This is a genomic window from Liquorilactobacillus satsumensis, assembly GCF_964065465.1.
In the GTDB taxonomy this organism is placed as follows: Bacteria; Bacillota; Bacilli; order Lactobacillales; family Lactobacillaceae; genus Liquorilactobacillus; species Liquorilactobacillus satsumensis.
Genome location: NZ_OZ061606.1, coordinates 1882160 through 1898300 on the forward strand (window position 1 = coordinate 1882160; position 16141 = coordinate 1898300).

A 16141-nucleotide genomic window follows, 5' to 3' on the forward strand; every position below is an offset into this window, starting at 1 on the left:
AGAACGCTGAGTGTCGCACTTCTATAATTAATGTGAATGACGTCACATTAATTATAGATGGAATATCATTATTATATATTATCAAAATTCAAAACATAGATGCTAATTATTCAACAAAGAAAGCGCTACGATCATTATTTTTAAATTTAATGAAATAAGTGTTGCAATTCATAATAAATAAGGATATGATTACCTATAGAAACACAAGTTAATTATTTCACAAACTTTTAAACAGATACAAAGGGAGGAAGTTTACATGACTACTATTACTAAAACAGTGAAGAAGACTCTTTCACCTGAGGAAAAAGCAAAGCAATATGAGAAAGCCGAAGCTTATACCAATGGATTGGTTCAAAAAGCGCTTGCGGCAGAGCAAAGATATGCAACCTTTAGTCAGGAAGCTGTTGACAAGATTGTTGCAGCAGCGGCTTTGGCAGGTTCAGAAGCTGCACTGACATTGGCACATGAGGCAGTTGATGAAACACAACGCGGAGTGGTTGAGGATAAAGATACTAAAAATCGGTTCGCAACTGAAAACGTATACAATTTAATTAAAAACGATAAAACTGTCGGAATTATTGGTGAAGATAAAGTAGCTGGCAAAGTCGAAATTGCTGCTCCTTTAGGGGTTCTAGCTGGAATTGTGCCAACTACAAACCCAACTTCAACAGCAATGTTTAAAACTTTGTTAGCGCTTAAGACGCGGAATGCAATCGTTTTTGCTTTCCATCCCCAAGCTCAGAACTGTTCAGTACATGCAGCTAAAATACTATATGATGCAGCAGTAGCAGCAGGTGCACCAAAAGATATTGTGCAATGGGTAGAAAAGCCAAGTTTGGATAAAACAACGGCTTTGATTCGTAACCCCAAGATTGCTTCGATTTTAGCAACTGGTGGACCTGGGATGGTAAATGCGGCATTGAAGTCCGGGAACCCTTCGATGGGGGTAGGCGCAGGCAATGGTGCAGTCTTTGTAGATCATACGGCTGACTTGGATCGTGCAGTTGAAGACTTACTATTGTCAAAACGTTTTGATAATGGCATGATTTGTGCGACTGAAAATTCAGTAGTGGTTGAAGAGCCTGTCTATGCTGCTTGGATGGAGAAAATGCTATCCAAAGGTGCATATCTTGTTCCCAAGAGTGATTATGGTAAAATTGAGGACTTTGTGTTTAATGATCGTCACGGAGTAAATGGACCGGTTGCGGGGAAACCGGCTGCTTGGATTGCCAGCAAAGCAGGTCTTAAACTTCCAGCAGATAAAGATGTAATGCTTTTTGAATTGAATCCTAAGAATATCGGAGAAAAATTATCTTCTGAAAAGTTGTCACCACTGCTGTCTGTTTATAAGGCAAAAGATCGTCAAGACGGAATTAAGATTGTGGCCGCTTTACTTGATTATCAAGGCGCTGGTCATAATGCAGCTATTCAAATCGGTTCACAGTCAGATCCATTTATTGATGAATATGCTGATCAGACCAAAGCTGCCCGCATTCTTGTCAATCAACCGGATTCAATCGGAGGAATTGGTGACATTTATACTGATGCATTGCGCCCAAGTATGACATTAGGAACAGGATCATGGGGGAAGAATTCATTGTCACATAACTTATCCACACAAGATTTGTTGAATGTTAAAACAGTAGCTAAACGGCGTAACCGTCCACAGTGGGTACGATTGCCAGAGAAGATTTACTATGAAAAAAATGCAATTTCTTATCTACAAGATGCAGTGGAAAATATTGACCGTGCATTTATTGTTGCCGACCCAGGAATGGTTCAATTTGGTTTTGTAGAGAAGATCTATGATCAACTCGCTTTACGTGAGGATCCTGTAAAAACATCAATTTACGGCACGGTTCAACCTGATCCGACATTAGGGCAAACAATTGAAATTGCAAAACAGATGGCACAATTCAAGCCAGATACTGTGATTGCAATTGGTGGGGGATCTGCATTGGATGCAGCCAAGATTGCTCGTTTTATTTACGAATACTCATTGGAACAAGAATCCGGATTCCTTGATAGTTATGCAAAAGTGAGTGAACTCTTTACCCGTCTGCAACAAAAATTCATTGATATTCGGAAGAGAATTGTTAAATTTCATCATCAACTCGAGACACAACTTGTGACTATCCCGACGACCTCAGGGACAGGTTCCGAAGTGACACCATATGCTGTTATCACAGACGATCATACGCATGTCAAGTATCCACTGACTGATTATGAGTTAACTCCACAAGTAGCAATTGTTGATCCTGAGTTTGTGATGACGGTTCCCAAAAGAACGGTTGCATGGTCTGGGTTAGACTCGCTTTCTCATGCGCTTGAATCCTTTGTCTCAGTGATGGCTTCTGATTTTACCCGTCCATGGTCATTGCAGGCAATTAAATTAGTATTTGAGAATTTGGAAGAATCTTACAAGTTTGATCCGAAACATCCAACTCTGAAAGGTGAAAAAGCGCGTGAAAAGATGCATTATGCCGCAACTTTGGCCGGGATGGCTTTTGCGAACGCCTTCTTAGGAATTAATCATTCATTGGCACATAAAACTGGTGGAGAATTTGGGTTACCACACGGATTGGCAATTTCAATTGCAATGCAACATGTTATTCGGTTTAACGGAGTTGCAGGTAAGGTAAAACGGACCCCATTCCCACGTTATGAAGTATACCGTGGTCAAAAGGATTATGCTCAGATTGCCCGCTTTATCGGCTTGCAGGGTAAGGATGATACTGAGCTGATTGAACAGCTTTGCCAAAAAATTGACCAATTGATGAAGGCTGTGGGAGTTACGCCTAAGTTATCTGCCAATGGAGTGACTAAGGAACATTTTGAAGAAGCACTCGATAAGTTGGTGGACTTGGTTTATAACGATCAATGCACACCTGCTAACCCACGGCAGCCAAGTTTGGTTGAAATTCGGCAGTTATTGATTGATCAGTTCTAAAAAGCTAGTTGGAGATTATAGAACTGCCAGTTAGCTAATAAAAAGGACGAAGTATTTCAAAAAAAGAGCTATGACAAAACGAGAAGTTTGTTCAAGTTTTGTTATAGGCTCTTTTTGTGGGTAAAAAATGGTAAGCATGTTTTTGAAGATCACGGATGGGGGCAAAGAAACAGCTTTAAAAACTCACGATTGGAGGAATTTGGTAAAAAAAAGCACTTAAAGATTAAATTTTAATTTTATTTCATGATAGTTATTTTTTTCACAATTTCAAAACAGCACGCTTATTGTAAGCGATTACTTTTATCAATATTTTGTCCCATAATTTCTTTTAAAAATAATGCCTTTTTTAAATTTGGAAATTTTTTACAAATTAACAGCTTTATAAAAGGCTTTTTATCTCAAAAAAGTAAAAATAAAAAGCGGTTTAGATAATAAAGTTGAAAAGCACACAAATGTGTTATCTTTTTCACAGTAAGCGTTTACGCATTTTGGAAATGGTGTTATACTTAAACTGTTCTTAAGGAAAGGAGGTTAATTATTTTCTATGAAATATTTATTACTTGTGAGTCATGGAGGATTTGCAGAAGGGTTAAAAACTTCACTCGCCATGTTTGTGGGCGAAAAAAGTGAGCGTGTCCTAGCCATTGGTTTGAAGGATGGTGAGTCTAGTACCAATTTTGGTAAGCGCTTTAAAGAAAGCCTTAGCAAGTTCTCTACTGATGATACTTTTGTAGTTTTAGGCGACATTATTGGGGGAAGCCCGTTAACTACGGTCTGTAAACTACTTGCAGAAAGTGGCAGAGCTGACTCGCTGATACTGGGTGGAATGAACTTACCGTTGGCGATCAATGTTGTTTTGCAAATGGATGACCTGCCGGCAGCTAAGTTGGCTGAAATTGCGATCACTGAAGGGAGGAATGCACTCAAACGAATGGAATTGACGGCTTCAGATGATGATGACGAAGATGAAGAGATTTAGATTAGGGGGTAGTCAAGATGGCAGTAAGTTTTGTTAGAATTGATGATCGGATGATCCACGGACAGACTGTAACACGGTGGGCAACTGAGAAAAAATGTGATGGGCTGATCGCTGTTAACGATCAGGTCGCTAATAATCCGGTGCTAAAAAGTGCCTACAAGGGGGCTTCTGATAAAAAAACTTTTGTTTGGACTTTGGACCATTTTCAGGAAAAGGCACAGCAAGTCTTAGAATCAAAACGCAATTATTTTCTTATTACCAAAAACCCAATTGATATGAAAAAAATATTAGTCGATATGGGCTTTATTCCAGATGATATTAAGACTATCATTGTCGGACCTGCAAATGATCGTCCAGGTGCTACCAAGCTAGGAAACAATCAGTCAATTACACAAGAAGAAGCGCAAGCAATTGAAGATATCGAAAAAGCCGGTTACAAGGTTAAATTTCAATTGCTGCCAGATGTTTCGATTGGATATTGGGATAGTTTCAAAGGTAAGTTTGGCTTTTAAAATAAAAAAAGGTGGTCATAAATATGACAATTAGTTGGCTTCAAGCTGCTATACTTGGGATCTTTGCGTGTTTGTCATCCATGCCTGGTATGGCCGGTTCATCAATTGGTAATTATACTTTAGGACGTCCTTTAGTTGGAGGACTTGTTTGTGGACTTGTTTTAGGAGATATCAAGACAGGAATTGCCTGTGGGGTGGCAATGCAGCTTGTTTATATCGCTTTGGTTACACCAGGGGGAACTGTTTCCGCTGATGTGCGTGCTGTCTCCTACATCGGAATTCCACTTGCTATGGTTGCAATTCATTCTCAAGGATTAGTTGCAACTTCAGGAACTGCAGCTAACTTAGCAAAATCAATGGGGACTTTGGTTGGGACAGTTGGAACTGTACTTTTTTATGGAACCGCAACCATGAACTTGTTATGGCAACATTATGGTTGGAAACAAATTGACAAGGGTAATTTTAAGAGTCTTTATTTTGTTGATTGGGGCTTGCCATGGATATCGCATTTGGTCTTTTCGTTCTTGCCAACCTTGATTATGTGTAAATTAGGGGCAAGTGCGGTAACTGCATTAAAATCAGCATTACCGATGGACGGAATCGCAATGAAGACTTTGTTTACTGTAGGTGCAATGCTTCCATGTGTCGGGATTGCAATTTTGCTTAAACAAATCGTTGAAAAACCAACTGATTTTATTCCATTTTTCGTTGGTTTTACTCTTGCAGCTTCACTAAAACTCAACTTAGTTTCATGTGCGGTCATTTCCTTGATATTTGCCTTAATCTTCTATGAACTGGAATTGGTATTGAATAAGCGGAGTGAGGCTCCGGTCACTGATGGAGCAAACGACGACGATGATGAGGAGGATATTTAAAATGCAAGAAACGGTAAATAAAAGAATTTCTAAAAGAACATTAACTAAGTCTTTTCATCATTGGTTCTACGGCCATTTGACATGTTTCTCACAAGAACATATGCAGACATTTGGGTATCTGACCTCAATGTTGCCGATCGTTGAAGAATTATATCCGAATAAGGAAGATCAAAAGGAAGCACTGAAAACCTATACAGCATTTTTTAACACCGAACCGCAACTTGGCTCTGTTGTAATTGGGATTACAGCCGGACTTGAAGAAGCACGTGCAAATGGCAAAGATGTCGACGGTGAAACAATTAATGGCTTGCGTGCTGGTTTGATGGGTCCTCTAGCCGGAATTGGAGATTCAATGGTTGTTGGAACCTTAATTCCAGTAATTTTGGGAATTTCCTTAGGGTTATCGACTGGTGGTTCACCGGTTGGCGCCATTTTCTACATTATTGTTTGGAACTTGCTGGCCTATTTTGGAATGCGGTTTGCCTATTTCAAAGGTTATGAAATGGGAGATAAAGCGGTTGAGTTTCTTGTGGGTGCTCAAGGCAAAGCAATTCGTAAAGCAATTTCTATTATTGGCGGAACTGTGGTCGGAAGTGTTGCTGCAACTTGGGTTTCAGTTACAACTGCATTTAAGTTAAGAAATTCTTCAGGAAAAGTTTTCTTGAATCTGCAAGATAAATTAGACTCTGTTTATCCTGGCCTTTTGACAGCCGGTTTCATCCTGATGTGTTGGTGGTTGATGGCTAAAAAGAATGTTTCAGCCGGGAAAACGATGATTTTGTTGGTAATCATTGCCTTTATAGGTGTTTTGGTTGGTTTCTTCAATCCTGGTCTTTCTTACTAGTCAAATAAAGTGTGTAAACATTAGAGAATATTCAGCACGATCAGGTTACCGTTTTTGAGGCAGGTTGGTGACTGATGAAAAGCGAGGTAAAACTAATGACAGCAGAACGGAAAATATCGTTTCAAGAAATATCCGCAGCGTATCGAAAGGAAGTACAGTATCAACGCAAGATGATGTTTAATCTGCAATTATGGCTTACCCTATTCTTTTTGATTGCTGGCTCCTCTGTAGTAGTTATTTATTATGCCAAAGCTTTGAGTCTTGGATTGGTAATTGCTGCTTATGTAGCCTTAGTTATCAGTATCTGCTTAATTTTGTTATTGGGGTATATTTTGTATAAGGGCAGACAAAATGTTGAGCGCTTAATTGCAAATTTTCGTGATAATCTTCATGAAGCGGGGTTAAGCACCAAGGATTATGACGTCAAGTAAGGTTATTCGGAGCTAGGACAGTTGGATGGTTTGTCTTAGCTCCCTTTTGTTGCAAAAATTTTGCTGGACGTCGTGGGGAAATTGCAGCAAAAAAATTGGGGGATAGTTAGATGAGCACAAAATACAGTCAAAAAGAGCATTATAAAATGTATAAAAAAGGGAAAAAATGGGCATTTGCAATTATTTTTATTGGAGGTGGATTTCTTTTAACTGATTCTCAAGAAAATAGCGTCAAGGCGCAGGAAACTTCAACTGTTGTGGCAGTGGATAGCAGTAGTCAAGCAAATTCAACTGGACAGTCAACTAGCGCAACAGCCGTTAATGCAGCAAACACAAGTAGCACTGGAAGTTCGAGCAGCGCTGACTCAAGTACTGTCAGTATGACCGAGCAAAAGAGCAGCGCTGAAACCACGCATACCTCGAGTACAGCTACAAGTGTGTCCCAAGTAGATCACACCGAGTCGCAGACTTCAACTGCAGAGCAAGTAAGCAGTACCACTAGTACAAGTTCAAGTACGCCAAATGCAGCCTTTGGGGAAAGCAGTGCTGATGCGACATCAATTAGTAGGAGCAGTACAACTACTAGTGAAACAAGCAGCACCACTGATGAAAAGCGAACAGGTGCGACGACTACAGATGTTACCGAAAATAATGAAAGCGCTATCTTGAAAAAGAATACAACGTCCGTTGCAACTTCAAATAGTAATCCGGTCCTCAATAATTCGACAAAGGTTGAGGCGCCACAATATGATGAGGAATATCGAAATCAATTTCATTATTCGCCTGCCAAGAATTGGATGAATGACCCAAATGGATTATTTTACGATAAAGAAACAGGACTTTATAATTTGTACTATCAATATAATCCTGAAGGCAATGTTTGGGGAAACATGTCTTGGGGACATGCGGTCAGTAAAGATTTGATTAATTGGACGCAAGAGAAAGTTGCAATTTCAACATTGACGAATCAATCTTGGGAAGACTTCACGTACACCAATACAACCGGGAATTTAGCAAAAGATGGAGAAGTCCGTTATGTTGGGGTTCCGACTACTAACTGGGGAGACGCCAATGGTAAAAAAGATATCTTTAGTGGGAGTATTTTTGTTGATACAAATAATGTCAGTGGATTAGGAAAGGGAGCAATCTTGGCTTTTTATACGGCTGATTATCAAATTGCTACCCGGATAAATGATGGTCAAGACGGTGGCTGGGGAACTTGGATTGGCTTATCTGAGATTCAAGAACAACATCTTGCGTATAGCTTAGACGGCGGTAAAACTTTTGTCCAATATTCAGCAGATGGCAACTCTGCTAATCCACAGCCATTGATTCCGGTTACAGCCTCGCGTGGAGGTGATTCTGCTAATTTTCGAGATCCGAATGTAGTCTATGATGCACAGCATAAGCAATTTTTAATGACGGTGGTCTCAGGGCAAGAAGCACTTATCTATAAATCAAAGAATTTATTGCAATGGGAATATGCTTCGAGTATTCAAAGGCAAAGTAATGTTGGAAAAGGTGCTTGGGAGTGCCCGGCACTGATTCCAATGCAAGTTTCCGGAACTAATGAAATTAAGTGGGTCTTTAGTGTCAGTGTGCAGCAAGGTGCGCATGCCACTGGTTCAGGGATGGAATACTTTGTGGGTTCAATGGATGCAAATGGTAAATGGACACCAGAAAGTTCGACCACGTTATCTCAGCCACAGACGCTAGATTATGGTGAGGATTTTTATGCAGGTATAACTTTTGCAAATTTAGCCGCTGAGCGGACGGTAATGCTGGGATGGGAGTCAAACTGGTCATACACGACTGAAGCTAAAACAACCCCTTGGTATGGTAATATGACACTTCCACGAGAACTGACATTGGTTAAAAGTTCCACCGCAGTTGACGGGTACCTGTTGAAAAATAAAGTTGTCTCTGAAATTGAAAATAATGAGAAAGATAATGTAATCTCCCCTACTGAGATGACTACTGTGGTTAAAAATAGCGAACACAAGATTGCATATACAGGAGAAACTTATAAAGTTGCGGCGAAATTTTCTTGGGATGTTAAAAACCCTCCAAAAACTGTTGGATTCAAAGTCCGGATGTCCGCTGATGGGCAATATTATATGACTGTCGGTTATGATCTGAAAACAAAACTCTTTTTCGTACAACGCTTAAAAAGTGGGGAACCGGAAATGGGGAGTCCGCGCGATCAGATGAATGCAAGTGTTGAGACGAACAATGGCACAATTACATTGACAGTCTATGTTGATGAGACAAGCATTGAGGCTTTTGCAAACGATGGTGAAAAGTCGATTACACAAAATTTCTTTATGCGTCCTGAGTATCTTGGGTCTCAAAGTACAACTGGTCTGGTAGTCTTTGCGCAAGGCGGGACAGTCAATGTGACGGAACTGGCGGTAAATCCAATTGAGAGTATCTGGAATAATCGTGCAAAATTAACGGTCAACTATTTGGATACTGCTGGGAAACCGCTCGCTGTTGCTGAGCAGTTCAGTGGCAAGATCGGGGAAAGTTATCAAGCAAAAGCTGCTCAGATAGCGGGTTACTATTTAATTGGGAGTGAGACGCAAAATAAAAATACCAGTAATCTTTATACTGCTAAGGATCAGGTAATTAACTATCTGTATCAAAAGGTTCAGACTGCAATTACTGTCAAAAATACCACATTAATTGCGGGACCATGGACAACTTGGACAGCAGCTGATAACTTCATTGAAGCAACTGATATCAAAGGAAATGCAGTGCCATTAAGCGCGGTGAGTGTCAGTGGCAGTGTTGATCCAACTAAGGTTGGCAGTTACAAAGTAACTTACAGTTATACAGACAGCCAGAAGAAGACAGTCAATCAGGTAGCCATAGTGACAGTGAGACCTAGCTTGGCGGCAATTGACGCCCAAGATGGGACATTGAATGCAGGTTCACAGACTAAGTGGACACCTGCTGATAATTTTAACGCAGCTAGTGGGAGTATGGGACAAAAGATTTCGTTGCAAGCTGTGACTGTTAGTGGCAATGTCGATCCTACTAAACCTGGTAAATACAAAATCAAGTATAGCTACACAGATGCACAGGGTAATGTAATTACAAAAATTGTCTATGTCACGGTAAGAGCACAAGCTGCAGTTGATTATGGTAAACAATCTGGGACAAACAGTGCGCAAGCAGCGCCAAAAATAAACGGCAGCACTAATTGGAACCCGCACAGCCAAAGCCAACGCAAAACTGACAAGCTGGCTTTCAAAATGTTTAGATCCGAGCAAGGTAAGCGTGCAATTCAAGCAACGCGGCAGAATAGACAGCTGCTGAACAAACAAAAACAATTGCCGCAGACAAGTGAAAGGCAATCTAAAATATTAATCCTGTGGGGATTATGCGCCAGTATTCTTGGCAGTGTGGGGGTCTTTTTTGGAATTAGAAAAAGAAAAAGCAAATAAAAGTTAAACATAGTCACGAGGGAGCTGGGCCAAAAGTGAAATTTTAGTCTAGCTCCTTTACTTATCCCGGATAAACGTGTTCCATAAAGCAAAATTTTACCGCCTGAAATGTTGTTCTCTAGCGTAGCTGGTTCAAAATATGCTGTAGTCGGACCAAAAGGCGCTAGAGAATGGCTTACTTGCTGGACTAATGGTCCTAAAAGTGATTAAAGGGTTTTCATTGGATGCAAGTCGTGTTATTTTGCAGGTAAGAGTAACAAATTATATTTAGGAGGGAACAGCAATGAAACAAAGACTGCAAAAACAATTTCCAAAGAATTTCTTCTGGGGTGGGGCGTTGGCGGCTAGTCAAGTTGAAGGTGCGGCTACTGCAGATGGAAAGGGATTAACGACTGCAGATGCACTGCCACATGGAGTTTTTGGAAAAGTGGAGATTCCACCGCAAGGCGATTATTTGAAGAAAATTGCGGTGGACTTCTATCACCGGTATCCTGAAGATCTTTCTTTGTTTGCAGAAATGAAATTAAAGATGTTACGGATTTCAATTTCATGGGCTCGAATTTTTCCTAACGGCGATGATGAAACACCAAATGAAAAAGGGCTTGCATTTTATGATGATTTAATTGAAACGTTGAGGCGCAAAGGAATTGAAGTAATGGTCACACTAGAGCATTTTGAATTCCCACTGCACTTAGTGACGCACTATGGTGGTTGGAAAAACCCTAAATTGATTGATTTATACATGCGTTTTGTCAAACTTTTATTTAAACGCTATCAAGGCAAAGTTAAGTACTGGTTGACTTTTAATGAAATTAATGTGACCTTAGAAGCTCCTTTCAATGGCGTGGGCATTAATCGTTCACTAGACCAGATTGATCAGACTGAAATGTATCAGGCGATTCATCATCAATTGGTTGCAAGTGCCTTGGCTGTCAAGGCTGGACATGAAATTGATTCGAATTTTATGATCGGAAACATGGTAGCATATAGCCCTTATTATCCGCTTACACCGAAACCAGAAGATGTGTTAGAAGCAATCCAAGAGAATCGTAAAACTTTCTTTTTTACAGATGTCCAAGCTCGCGGAACGTATCCGGCGTATATGCAGCGCTATTTTAAGGACAATGGAATTAATCTTAAAATTACTAAAGCAGAACAGCAGTTGTTACAAGAAAATACAGTTGATTTTATTTCATTTAGTTATTATATGAGTTACTGCGCGAGTGCTAATAAAGAAGGCCTTGAAAAAATCAGAGGTAATGTGATCTCTGCAGTCGCCAATCCCTATCTTAAAAAATCTGATTGGGGCTGGCAGATTGATCCTGTGGGTCTGAGGATTGCATTGAATACTTTGTACGATCGCTATCAAAAACCACTGTTTATTGTTGAAAACGGAATTGGTGCTAATGATGATCTGATTGAAGTCGCTGGTCAAAAAACGGTGCAAGATGATTATCGAATTGCGTATCATAAAGCACATCTGCAACAGGCCTGGGAAGCAATTCAAGATGGTGTCGACTTGCGCGGCTATACTGCCTGGACACCGCTGGACATCGTTAGCAATGGGGTAGCGGAAATGAAGAAAAGGTATGGCTTTATTTATGTTGATCGTAATAATGACGGGACAGGTACTTTGAAGCGTTATAAGAAAAAAAGTTTTTACTGGTATCGGGATGTAATCGAAAGCAACGGCAGCGCTTTATTTGCAGAAGATCAATCAGCAAATTAAGATCAAGCTGAAATTGAATAAGCTTGGCTTGCTACCAATGATAAAGTGTCGCATACTTATTTTGAAAAATGATTTTCATTTTGGTTTTAAAAGGCCAATCGGCTATTTAGGATAGAAGATTACCGAACCTAGTATTCCTTGAAAATTTGTATTTTGAAATGAGGGCCAAGTAATGTTATTGGATGAACTTGAGAAAACAGAGAAAATGACTACGGCGGAGCAAAAAGTAGCACGCTTTTTGTTAGCAAACCCAGAAGCGGCTTTGCATATGACTGCAGCCCAGATTGGTAAAAGAACTTTTACAAGTAAAACGACTGTTCTGCGCTTGTGCCAAAAAATTGGTTTTGCGGGTTTTACAGAGGTTCAAAAAAAGTTAGTAATTGAAGCTGCTGCCAAAAAGCAGCTGCTAGAAGCTTCAAAACAGCGTCCCATTAATCAAGATACACAGTTTGATCAAGTGGCGAATAATGTTAAGGCAATGTATGATAAGATCCTTACCCGAAGCTGTCTTGAAGTAAACCCGCATATTTTGCAGCGTGTTGTCAAGCGTTTGAAAAACACTACAATGATTGATGTTTATAGTACAGGAATTACTGAAAGCTGTGCGGCTGCAGCTGCATTTAAATTACGGACTTTAGGAATTCAAAGTGCGGTTCAAACAAATATTAATGAGCACTATCTTGCAGCAACTAGAAAGGAACAGCAACGCGCAGCAATTCTCCTTTCTTTTACTGGTGGGAATCCAATGATGGTTGAAACGGCTAGTTACTTGAAAAAGATGGACATCTATTTGATTGGCATTGGCGGTCTGGCCGACTTGGCACTTAGTCAGCTTACAAATGAATATTTCGTGATTCCAACGACTGATCAAACTTTAAATATGGAGGCGGTTAATGCCGTCGCGGCAGTAAACTATATGGTGGATGTTTTGTTTGCAGCCTTGACAGTCAGTCGTTATGAGCAAGTTGTTAAAAACTCCGTTAAGCTGATTGAAAGAAGAAAAGGCCCAAAATAAAAAATCGCAAAAGCAGCTTGGAATTTTTAATTTATTTAATTGACATTGATTGCTAAAAGAATTAGTATTTTCAGTAATAATTTAATTGAATTTAATTTTTATGCAATGAAGAGAAGAGTAAAGAAAAGATTGAGTTGAACAGAGACCATTATTGCTGAGAAGATGGGGCTCATATTTTCTTGAAGATGAACTCTGAGCAGTAACTGCAAGTGCAAGCTTAAAGTACGCGTGAAACACGATAACGTTTCGAAGAAGTTAAGACAAAAGCAGTGTTTGAGTTAGGAGATTACGTCTAAGCTAGGTTTAGGCATGGAATGGAATCCGGCTGCAACTACTTCAGAGGAAAGTTTCGGGGCTAGGTCAAAATGACCCATGCTCTTTTTATTTGCTCAAATTAACAGTTAGGGAGATGATGCAAAAGCAGATCTACTAAAAAATACGGTAAAGTGGGATTATTTGACACTTAGAGTTCAAGATGGGGAGTGTTTTTTTGAAGAGCAAGCTAAAAGTATTTAGTCTGGTTACTGTCTTTTTGGGACTTATTATTTTTTTGACCGGATGTGGTCAGCAAAGTACTAAAATTGTGCGAATCGGAGTAGTGGGAACCCAAGACGAGAGCATTTGGAAAGAAGTTGCTACAAGCGTTAAGCAAAAAGATAACATAACATTGAAAATAACTACATTTACTGATTATAATCAGCCTAATCGAGCCTTGGCAAGTCATGATATTGATTTGAATGCTTTTCAAAGCTACAATTTTCAAGATAATTGGAATAAGGAACATCAGACAGCGATTGTTGCTTTAGGCAGAACTTATTTTCAACCGCTGGGGATCTATTCTAAGAAGATTAGTAAATTATCCGCTTTAAAAGTCAATGACAGCATTGCAATTCCAAATGATGCACCCAATGAAACTCGCAGCTTGAATCTGCTCCAAAGTGCAGGACTTATCAAGCTTAATACATCTGGTTTGGCAACTGCTAAAAATATTGTGAAGAATCGCTTAAAACTGAAAATTGTGACGGTTGATGCTGCACAAACACCGCGGGCTTTAACAAGTGTTGCTGCAGCTGTCATAAATGGAAATTATGCATCTGCAGCTAATATTCCTTTAAGTCAGGCATTGTACAGAGAACACCTTAAAAACGGTGGTCAGTATATCAACTTGATTTCTGTGCTTAAAAAGAATAAAGCAAATACAACCTACAAGAAAATTGTTAAAGCGTATCAAACTACTGCAACTAAAAAAGCAATTAAGAAGCTCTATAAAGGAAGTACACTGCCGGCATGGTAGATGCAAATTGAGCGCTTAGGGTTAGGTCAATTGTTTTTGCAGTTAGGTTGACAATGTTTTACTTTCTAGTGTAAAATTACTGCAACATAATAAGAATTTTAACTTTGATAAGATGAGTAACGATGAGAGACTATTTACAGAAAAACCGGGGATGCTGAGAACGGGGATAGGATGTCATTGTGAAGATGGTCTTGGAGTGGTTGGACAGCGAGTTTTTAATGAACTGTTCATGGGCGCGCCCATTACAGCAACTAGGTATGTTTGTACCTGTAAGGATAGAACTGTGAAGTACTGTTAAAATTGGGTGGTACCACGAAAATAACTATTATTTCGTCCCTCTTAAGCTTTTTAAGCTTGAGAGGGTTTTTTGTCTTTATTAGAATTAAATTCTTGTTTAAGAAGGGGAGTTTTTTAGTGAACAAGTTATTTAAATTGGGGACTGTTGCGTTAGCAGCAGGCATTTTTCTGACTGCTTGTGGGAATTCAAGTAGCAGTCAAAGCGGTAAGAACGGAAAATATGCAGCAAAGCAGACATTGAACTGGACAGAAAGTTCAATGTTAGCGACTGCCGATTTAGCGAAAGCTACCGATACATTAAGTTTTAATACACTCTTGAATACACAAGAAGGGCTTTACCGTTTAGATAAAAATGGAGTTCCACAGAATGCATTGGCTACGAAAACTGTTATTTCGAATGACGGAAAAACATATACCTTTGATTTACGGAAGAATGTTAAGTGGTCTAACGGAGAAGAAGTTACTGCCAAGGACTTTGTTTATTCTTGGCAACGAACAGTTGATCCTAAGACCACCTCACAAGATGCTTTTTATCTTGATCAAGTCAAAAATGCTGCGGAGATCAGTAATGGTAAAAAAGGGGTAGATAGCCTGGGAATAAAGGCACTTGGCAAGTATAAATTACAAGTGCAGCTAACCAAACCAGTCAGTTACTTCAAAAAACTACTGGCATGGCCGCTCTTTTTCCCAGTCAACAAAACAGCAGTTGATAAGTTTGGATCTAAGTATGGGACACAAGCGCGCTATACAGTTTCGAACGGGCCGTATAAACTAACGAAATGGACCGGGACAAATAAAAAATGGACACTCGTTAAGAATAAGACTTACTGGGACAGAAGAAATGTACATTTAAAAGAAATCAATGAATTGGTCACGGAAAGTACGACAACGAGTTATGAACTTTATTCTGGTAAAAAAGTTGATGAAACTTTATTAAGTGGACAACAGGTTAAAAATAACACTAACAACAAGGATTTTGTCAAAAGACTCCCAACGGCCACAACTCGCTTGGATCTGAATCAAAATAAAGTTGCGGCTTTCAAGAATCTTAAGATTCGCAAAGCAATTTCTTTAGCAACTAATCGGAAAGCATTGACACAAAATGTATTGCAAGATGGTTCTGTAGCTCTTAAAGGTTTTGTCCCCGCAGGAATGGGGAATAATCCCAAAACTAAAAAAGCTTTTGATGAGGAATCATACGTAAAAGCGGCAACTGCTTATAATTTAACGGAAGCTAAAAAACTTTTAAAACAAGGTTACCAAGAAACTGGAACTCACGAATTGAAATTTACAATCTTAACAGCAGATACTGATAGCAGTAAGCAAGCGGTAGAGTACTTGCAAAGTGCTTTGGCAAAATTGCCGGGAGTGACAGTCGATGTGTCAACAATTCCTTTTGTGCAGTTGATTGCAAAACAGCGTACGGGCAACTATGATGCATCTGTGAAAACCTGGCAGTCAGTTTTTGCTGACCCAATTAATTTCCTAGATGTTTACGAAAGCGACTCATCTTATAACACAGCCGGCTGGAAGAATAGCAGCTTTGATCAGTTGATCAATGAGGCTGAGAATACTTATGGTAATCAACCTGAAAAACGGTGGGAAAAATTAATTGAGGCCGAAAAATTGTTAATGGACCAACAAGGAACGATCCCGTTGTATCAAGTTGCAAAATCACAGCTCTTGCGTTCAAACGTTAAAAACGTGGTCTATAATCCGGCGGGAGTTCCTTATGATTGGAAAACGACGTATCTTGCAAATTAGGT

Annotated in this window: 11 protein-coding genes and 1 other annotated feature; all 11 genes read left to right on the forward strand. The window is 39.6% G+C overall.

Annotation, left to right across the window (positions count from 1 at the left end; translation table 11 throughout):
* Window positions 1–256 precede the first annotated feature (256 nt).
* The gene (gene adhE, locus AB3Y88_RS08695; protein ID WP_228888541.1) at window positions 257–2950 is read left to right on the forward strand and encodes a bifunctional acetaldehyde-CoA/alcohol dehydrogenase; all 2694 of its coding nucleotides are present in this window, start codon (window positions 257–259) and stop codon (window positions 2948–2950) included.
* A gap of 544 nt (window positions 2951–3494) precedes the next feature.
* Entirely contained in the window at window positions 3495–3929 is a 435-nt protein-coding gene (locus tag AB3Y88_RS08700; protein ID WP_228888542.1) for a PTS sugar transporter subunit IIA, read from the forward strand.
* A 17-nt stretch (window positions 3930–3946) separates the two neighbouring features.
* Complete coding sequence (locus AB3Y88_RS08705; protein ID WP_056961471.1) at window positions 3947–4441, forward strand: PTS sugar transporter subunit IIB; 495 nt, start codon at window positions 3947–3949, stop codon at window positions 4439–4441.
* A gap of 23 nt (window positions 4442–4464) precedes the next feature.
* Window positions 4465–5316 (forward strand): PTS sugar transporter subunit IIC, encoded by an 852-nt coding sequence (locus AB3Y88_RS08710; RefSeq protein ID WP_056961469.1) that lies wholly within the window; start codon window positions 4465–4467, stop codon window positions 5314–5316.
* Complete coding sequence (locus AB3Y88_RS08715; RefSeq protein ID WP_156653537.1) at window positions 5297–6160, forward strand: PTS system mannose/fructose/sorbose family transporter subunit IID; 864 nt, start codon at window positions 5297–5299, stop codon at window positions 6158–6160. The genes AB3Y88_RS08710 and AB3Y88_RS08715 overlap by 20 nt, the downstream gene beginning before the upstream one ends.
* Before the next feature lie 95 nt (window positions 6161–6255).
* Window positions 6256–6591, forward strand: a complete 336-nt coding sequence (locus AB3Y88_RS08720; RefSeq protein WP_367293425.1) for a DUF202 domain-containing protein — start codon at window positions 6256–6258, stop codon at window positions 6589–6591.
* A gap of 110 nt (window positions 6592–6701) precedes the next feature.
* Window positions 6702–10040 (forward strand): GH32 C-terminal domain-containing protein, encoded by a 3339-nt coding sequence (locus AB3Y88_RS08725; protein WP_228888545.1) that lies wholly within the window; start codon window positions 6702–6704, stop codon window positions 10038–10040.
* Window positions 10041–10323: 283 nt separating this feature from the next.
* Window positions 10324–11769, forward strand: a complete 1446-nt coding sequence (locus tag AB3Y88_RS08730; protein WP_228888547.1) for a glycoside hydrolase family 1 protein — start codon at window positions 10324–10326, stop codon at window positions 11767–11769.
* Between the two features lie 172 nt (window positions 11770–11941).
* Complete coding sequence (locus tag AB3Y88_RS08735) at window positions 11942–12784, forward strand: MurR/RpiR family transcriptional regulator (protein WP_228888550.1); 843 nt, start codon at window positions 11942–11944, stop codon at window positions 12782–12784.
* Between the two features lie 490 nt (window positions 12785–13274).
* A complete protein-coding gene (locus AB3Y88_RS08740; RefSeq protein WP_228888552.1) occupies window positions 13275–14078 on the forward strand; it encodes a MetQ/NlpA family ABC transporter substrate-binding protein in 804 nt (267 codons plus the stop codon).
* Between the two features lie 95 nt (window positions 14079–14173).
* Window positions 14174–14419: a binding site (T-box leader), on the forward strand.
* Between the two features lie 73 nt (window positions 14420–14492).
* The gene (locus tag AB3Y88_RS08745) at window positions 14493–16139 is read left to right on the forward strand and encodes a peptide ABC transporter substrate-binding protein (protein ID WP_228888554.1); all 1647 of its coding nucleotides are present in this window, start codon (window positions 14493–14495) and stop codon (window positions 16137–16139) included.
* Window positions 16140–16141 lie beyond the last annotated feature (2 nt).

What these genes read in the sequence shown, in the direction of transcription:
- AB3Y88_RS08720 (WP_367293425.1), top strand. Translation starts at nt 6,256, where the DNA reads ATGACAGCAGAACGGAAAATATCGTTTCAAGAAATATCCGCAGCGTAT.
- AB3Y88_RS08735 (WP_228888550.1), top strand. Translation starts at nt 11,942, where the DNA reads ATGTTATTGGATGAACTTGAGAAAACAGAGAAAATGACTACGGCGGAG.
- AB3Y88_RS08710 (WP_056961469.1), top strand. Translation starts at nt 4,465, where the DNA reads ATGACAATTAGTTGGCTTCAAGCTGCTATACTTGGGATCTTTGCGTGT.
- AB3Y88_RS08705 (WP_056961471.1), top strand. Translation starts at nt 3,947, where the DNA reads ATGGCAGTAAGTTTTGTTAGAATTGATGATCGGATGATCCACGGACAG.
- AB3Y88_RS08715 (WP_156653537.1), top strand. Translation starts at nt 5,297, where the DNA reads ATGATGAGGAGGATATTTAAAATGCAAGAAACGGTAAATAAAAGAATT.
- adhE (WP_228888541.1), top strand. Translation starts at nt 257, where the DNA reads ATGACTACTATTACTAAAACAGTGAAGAAGACTCTTTCACCTGAGGAA.
- AB3Y88_RS08725 (WP_228888545.1), top strand. Translation starts at nt 6,702, where the DNA reads ATGAGCACAAAATACAGTCAAAAAGAGCATTATAAAATGTATAAAAAA.
- AB3Y88_RS08700 (WP_228888542.1), top strand. Translation starts at nt 3,495, where the DNA reads ATGAAATATTTATTACTTGTGAGTCATGGAGGATTTGCAGAAGGGTTA.
- AB3Y88_RS08730 (WP_228888547.1), top strand. Translation starts at nt 10,324, where the DNA reads ATGAAACAAAGACTGCAAAAACAATTTCCAAAGAATTTCTTCTGGGGT.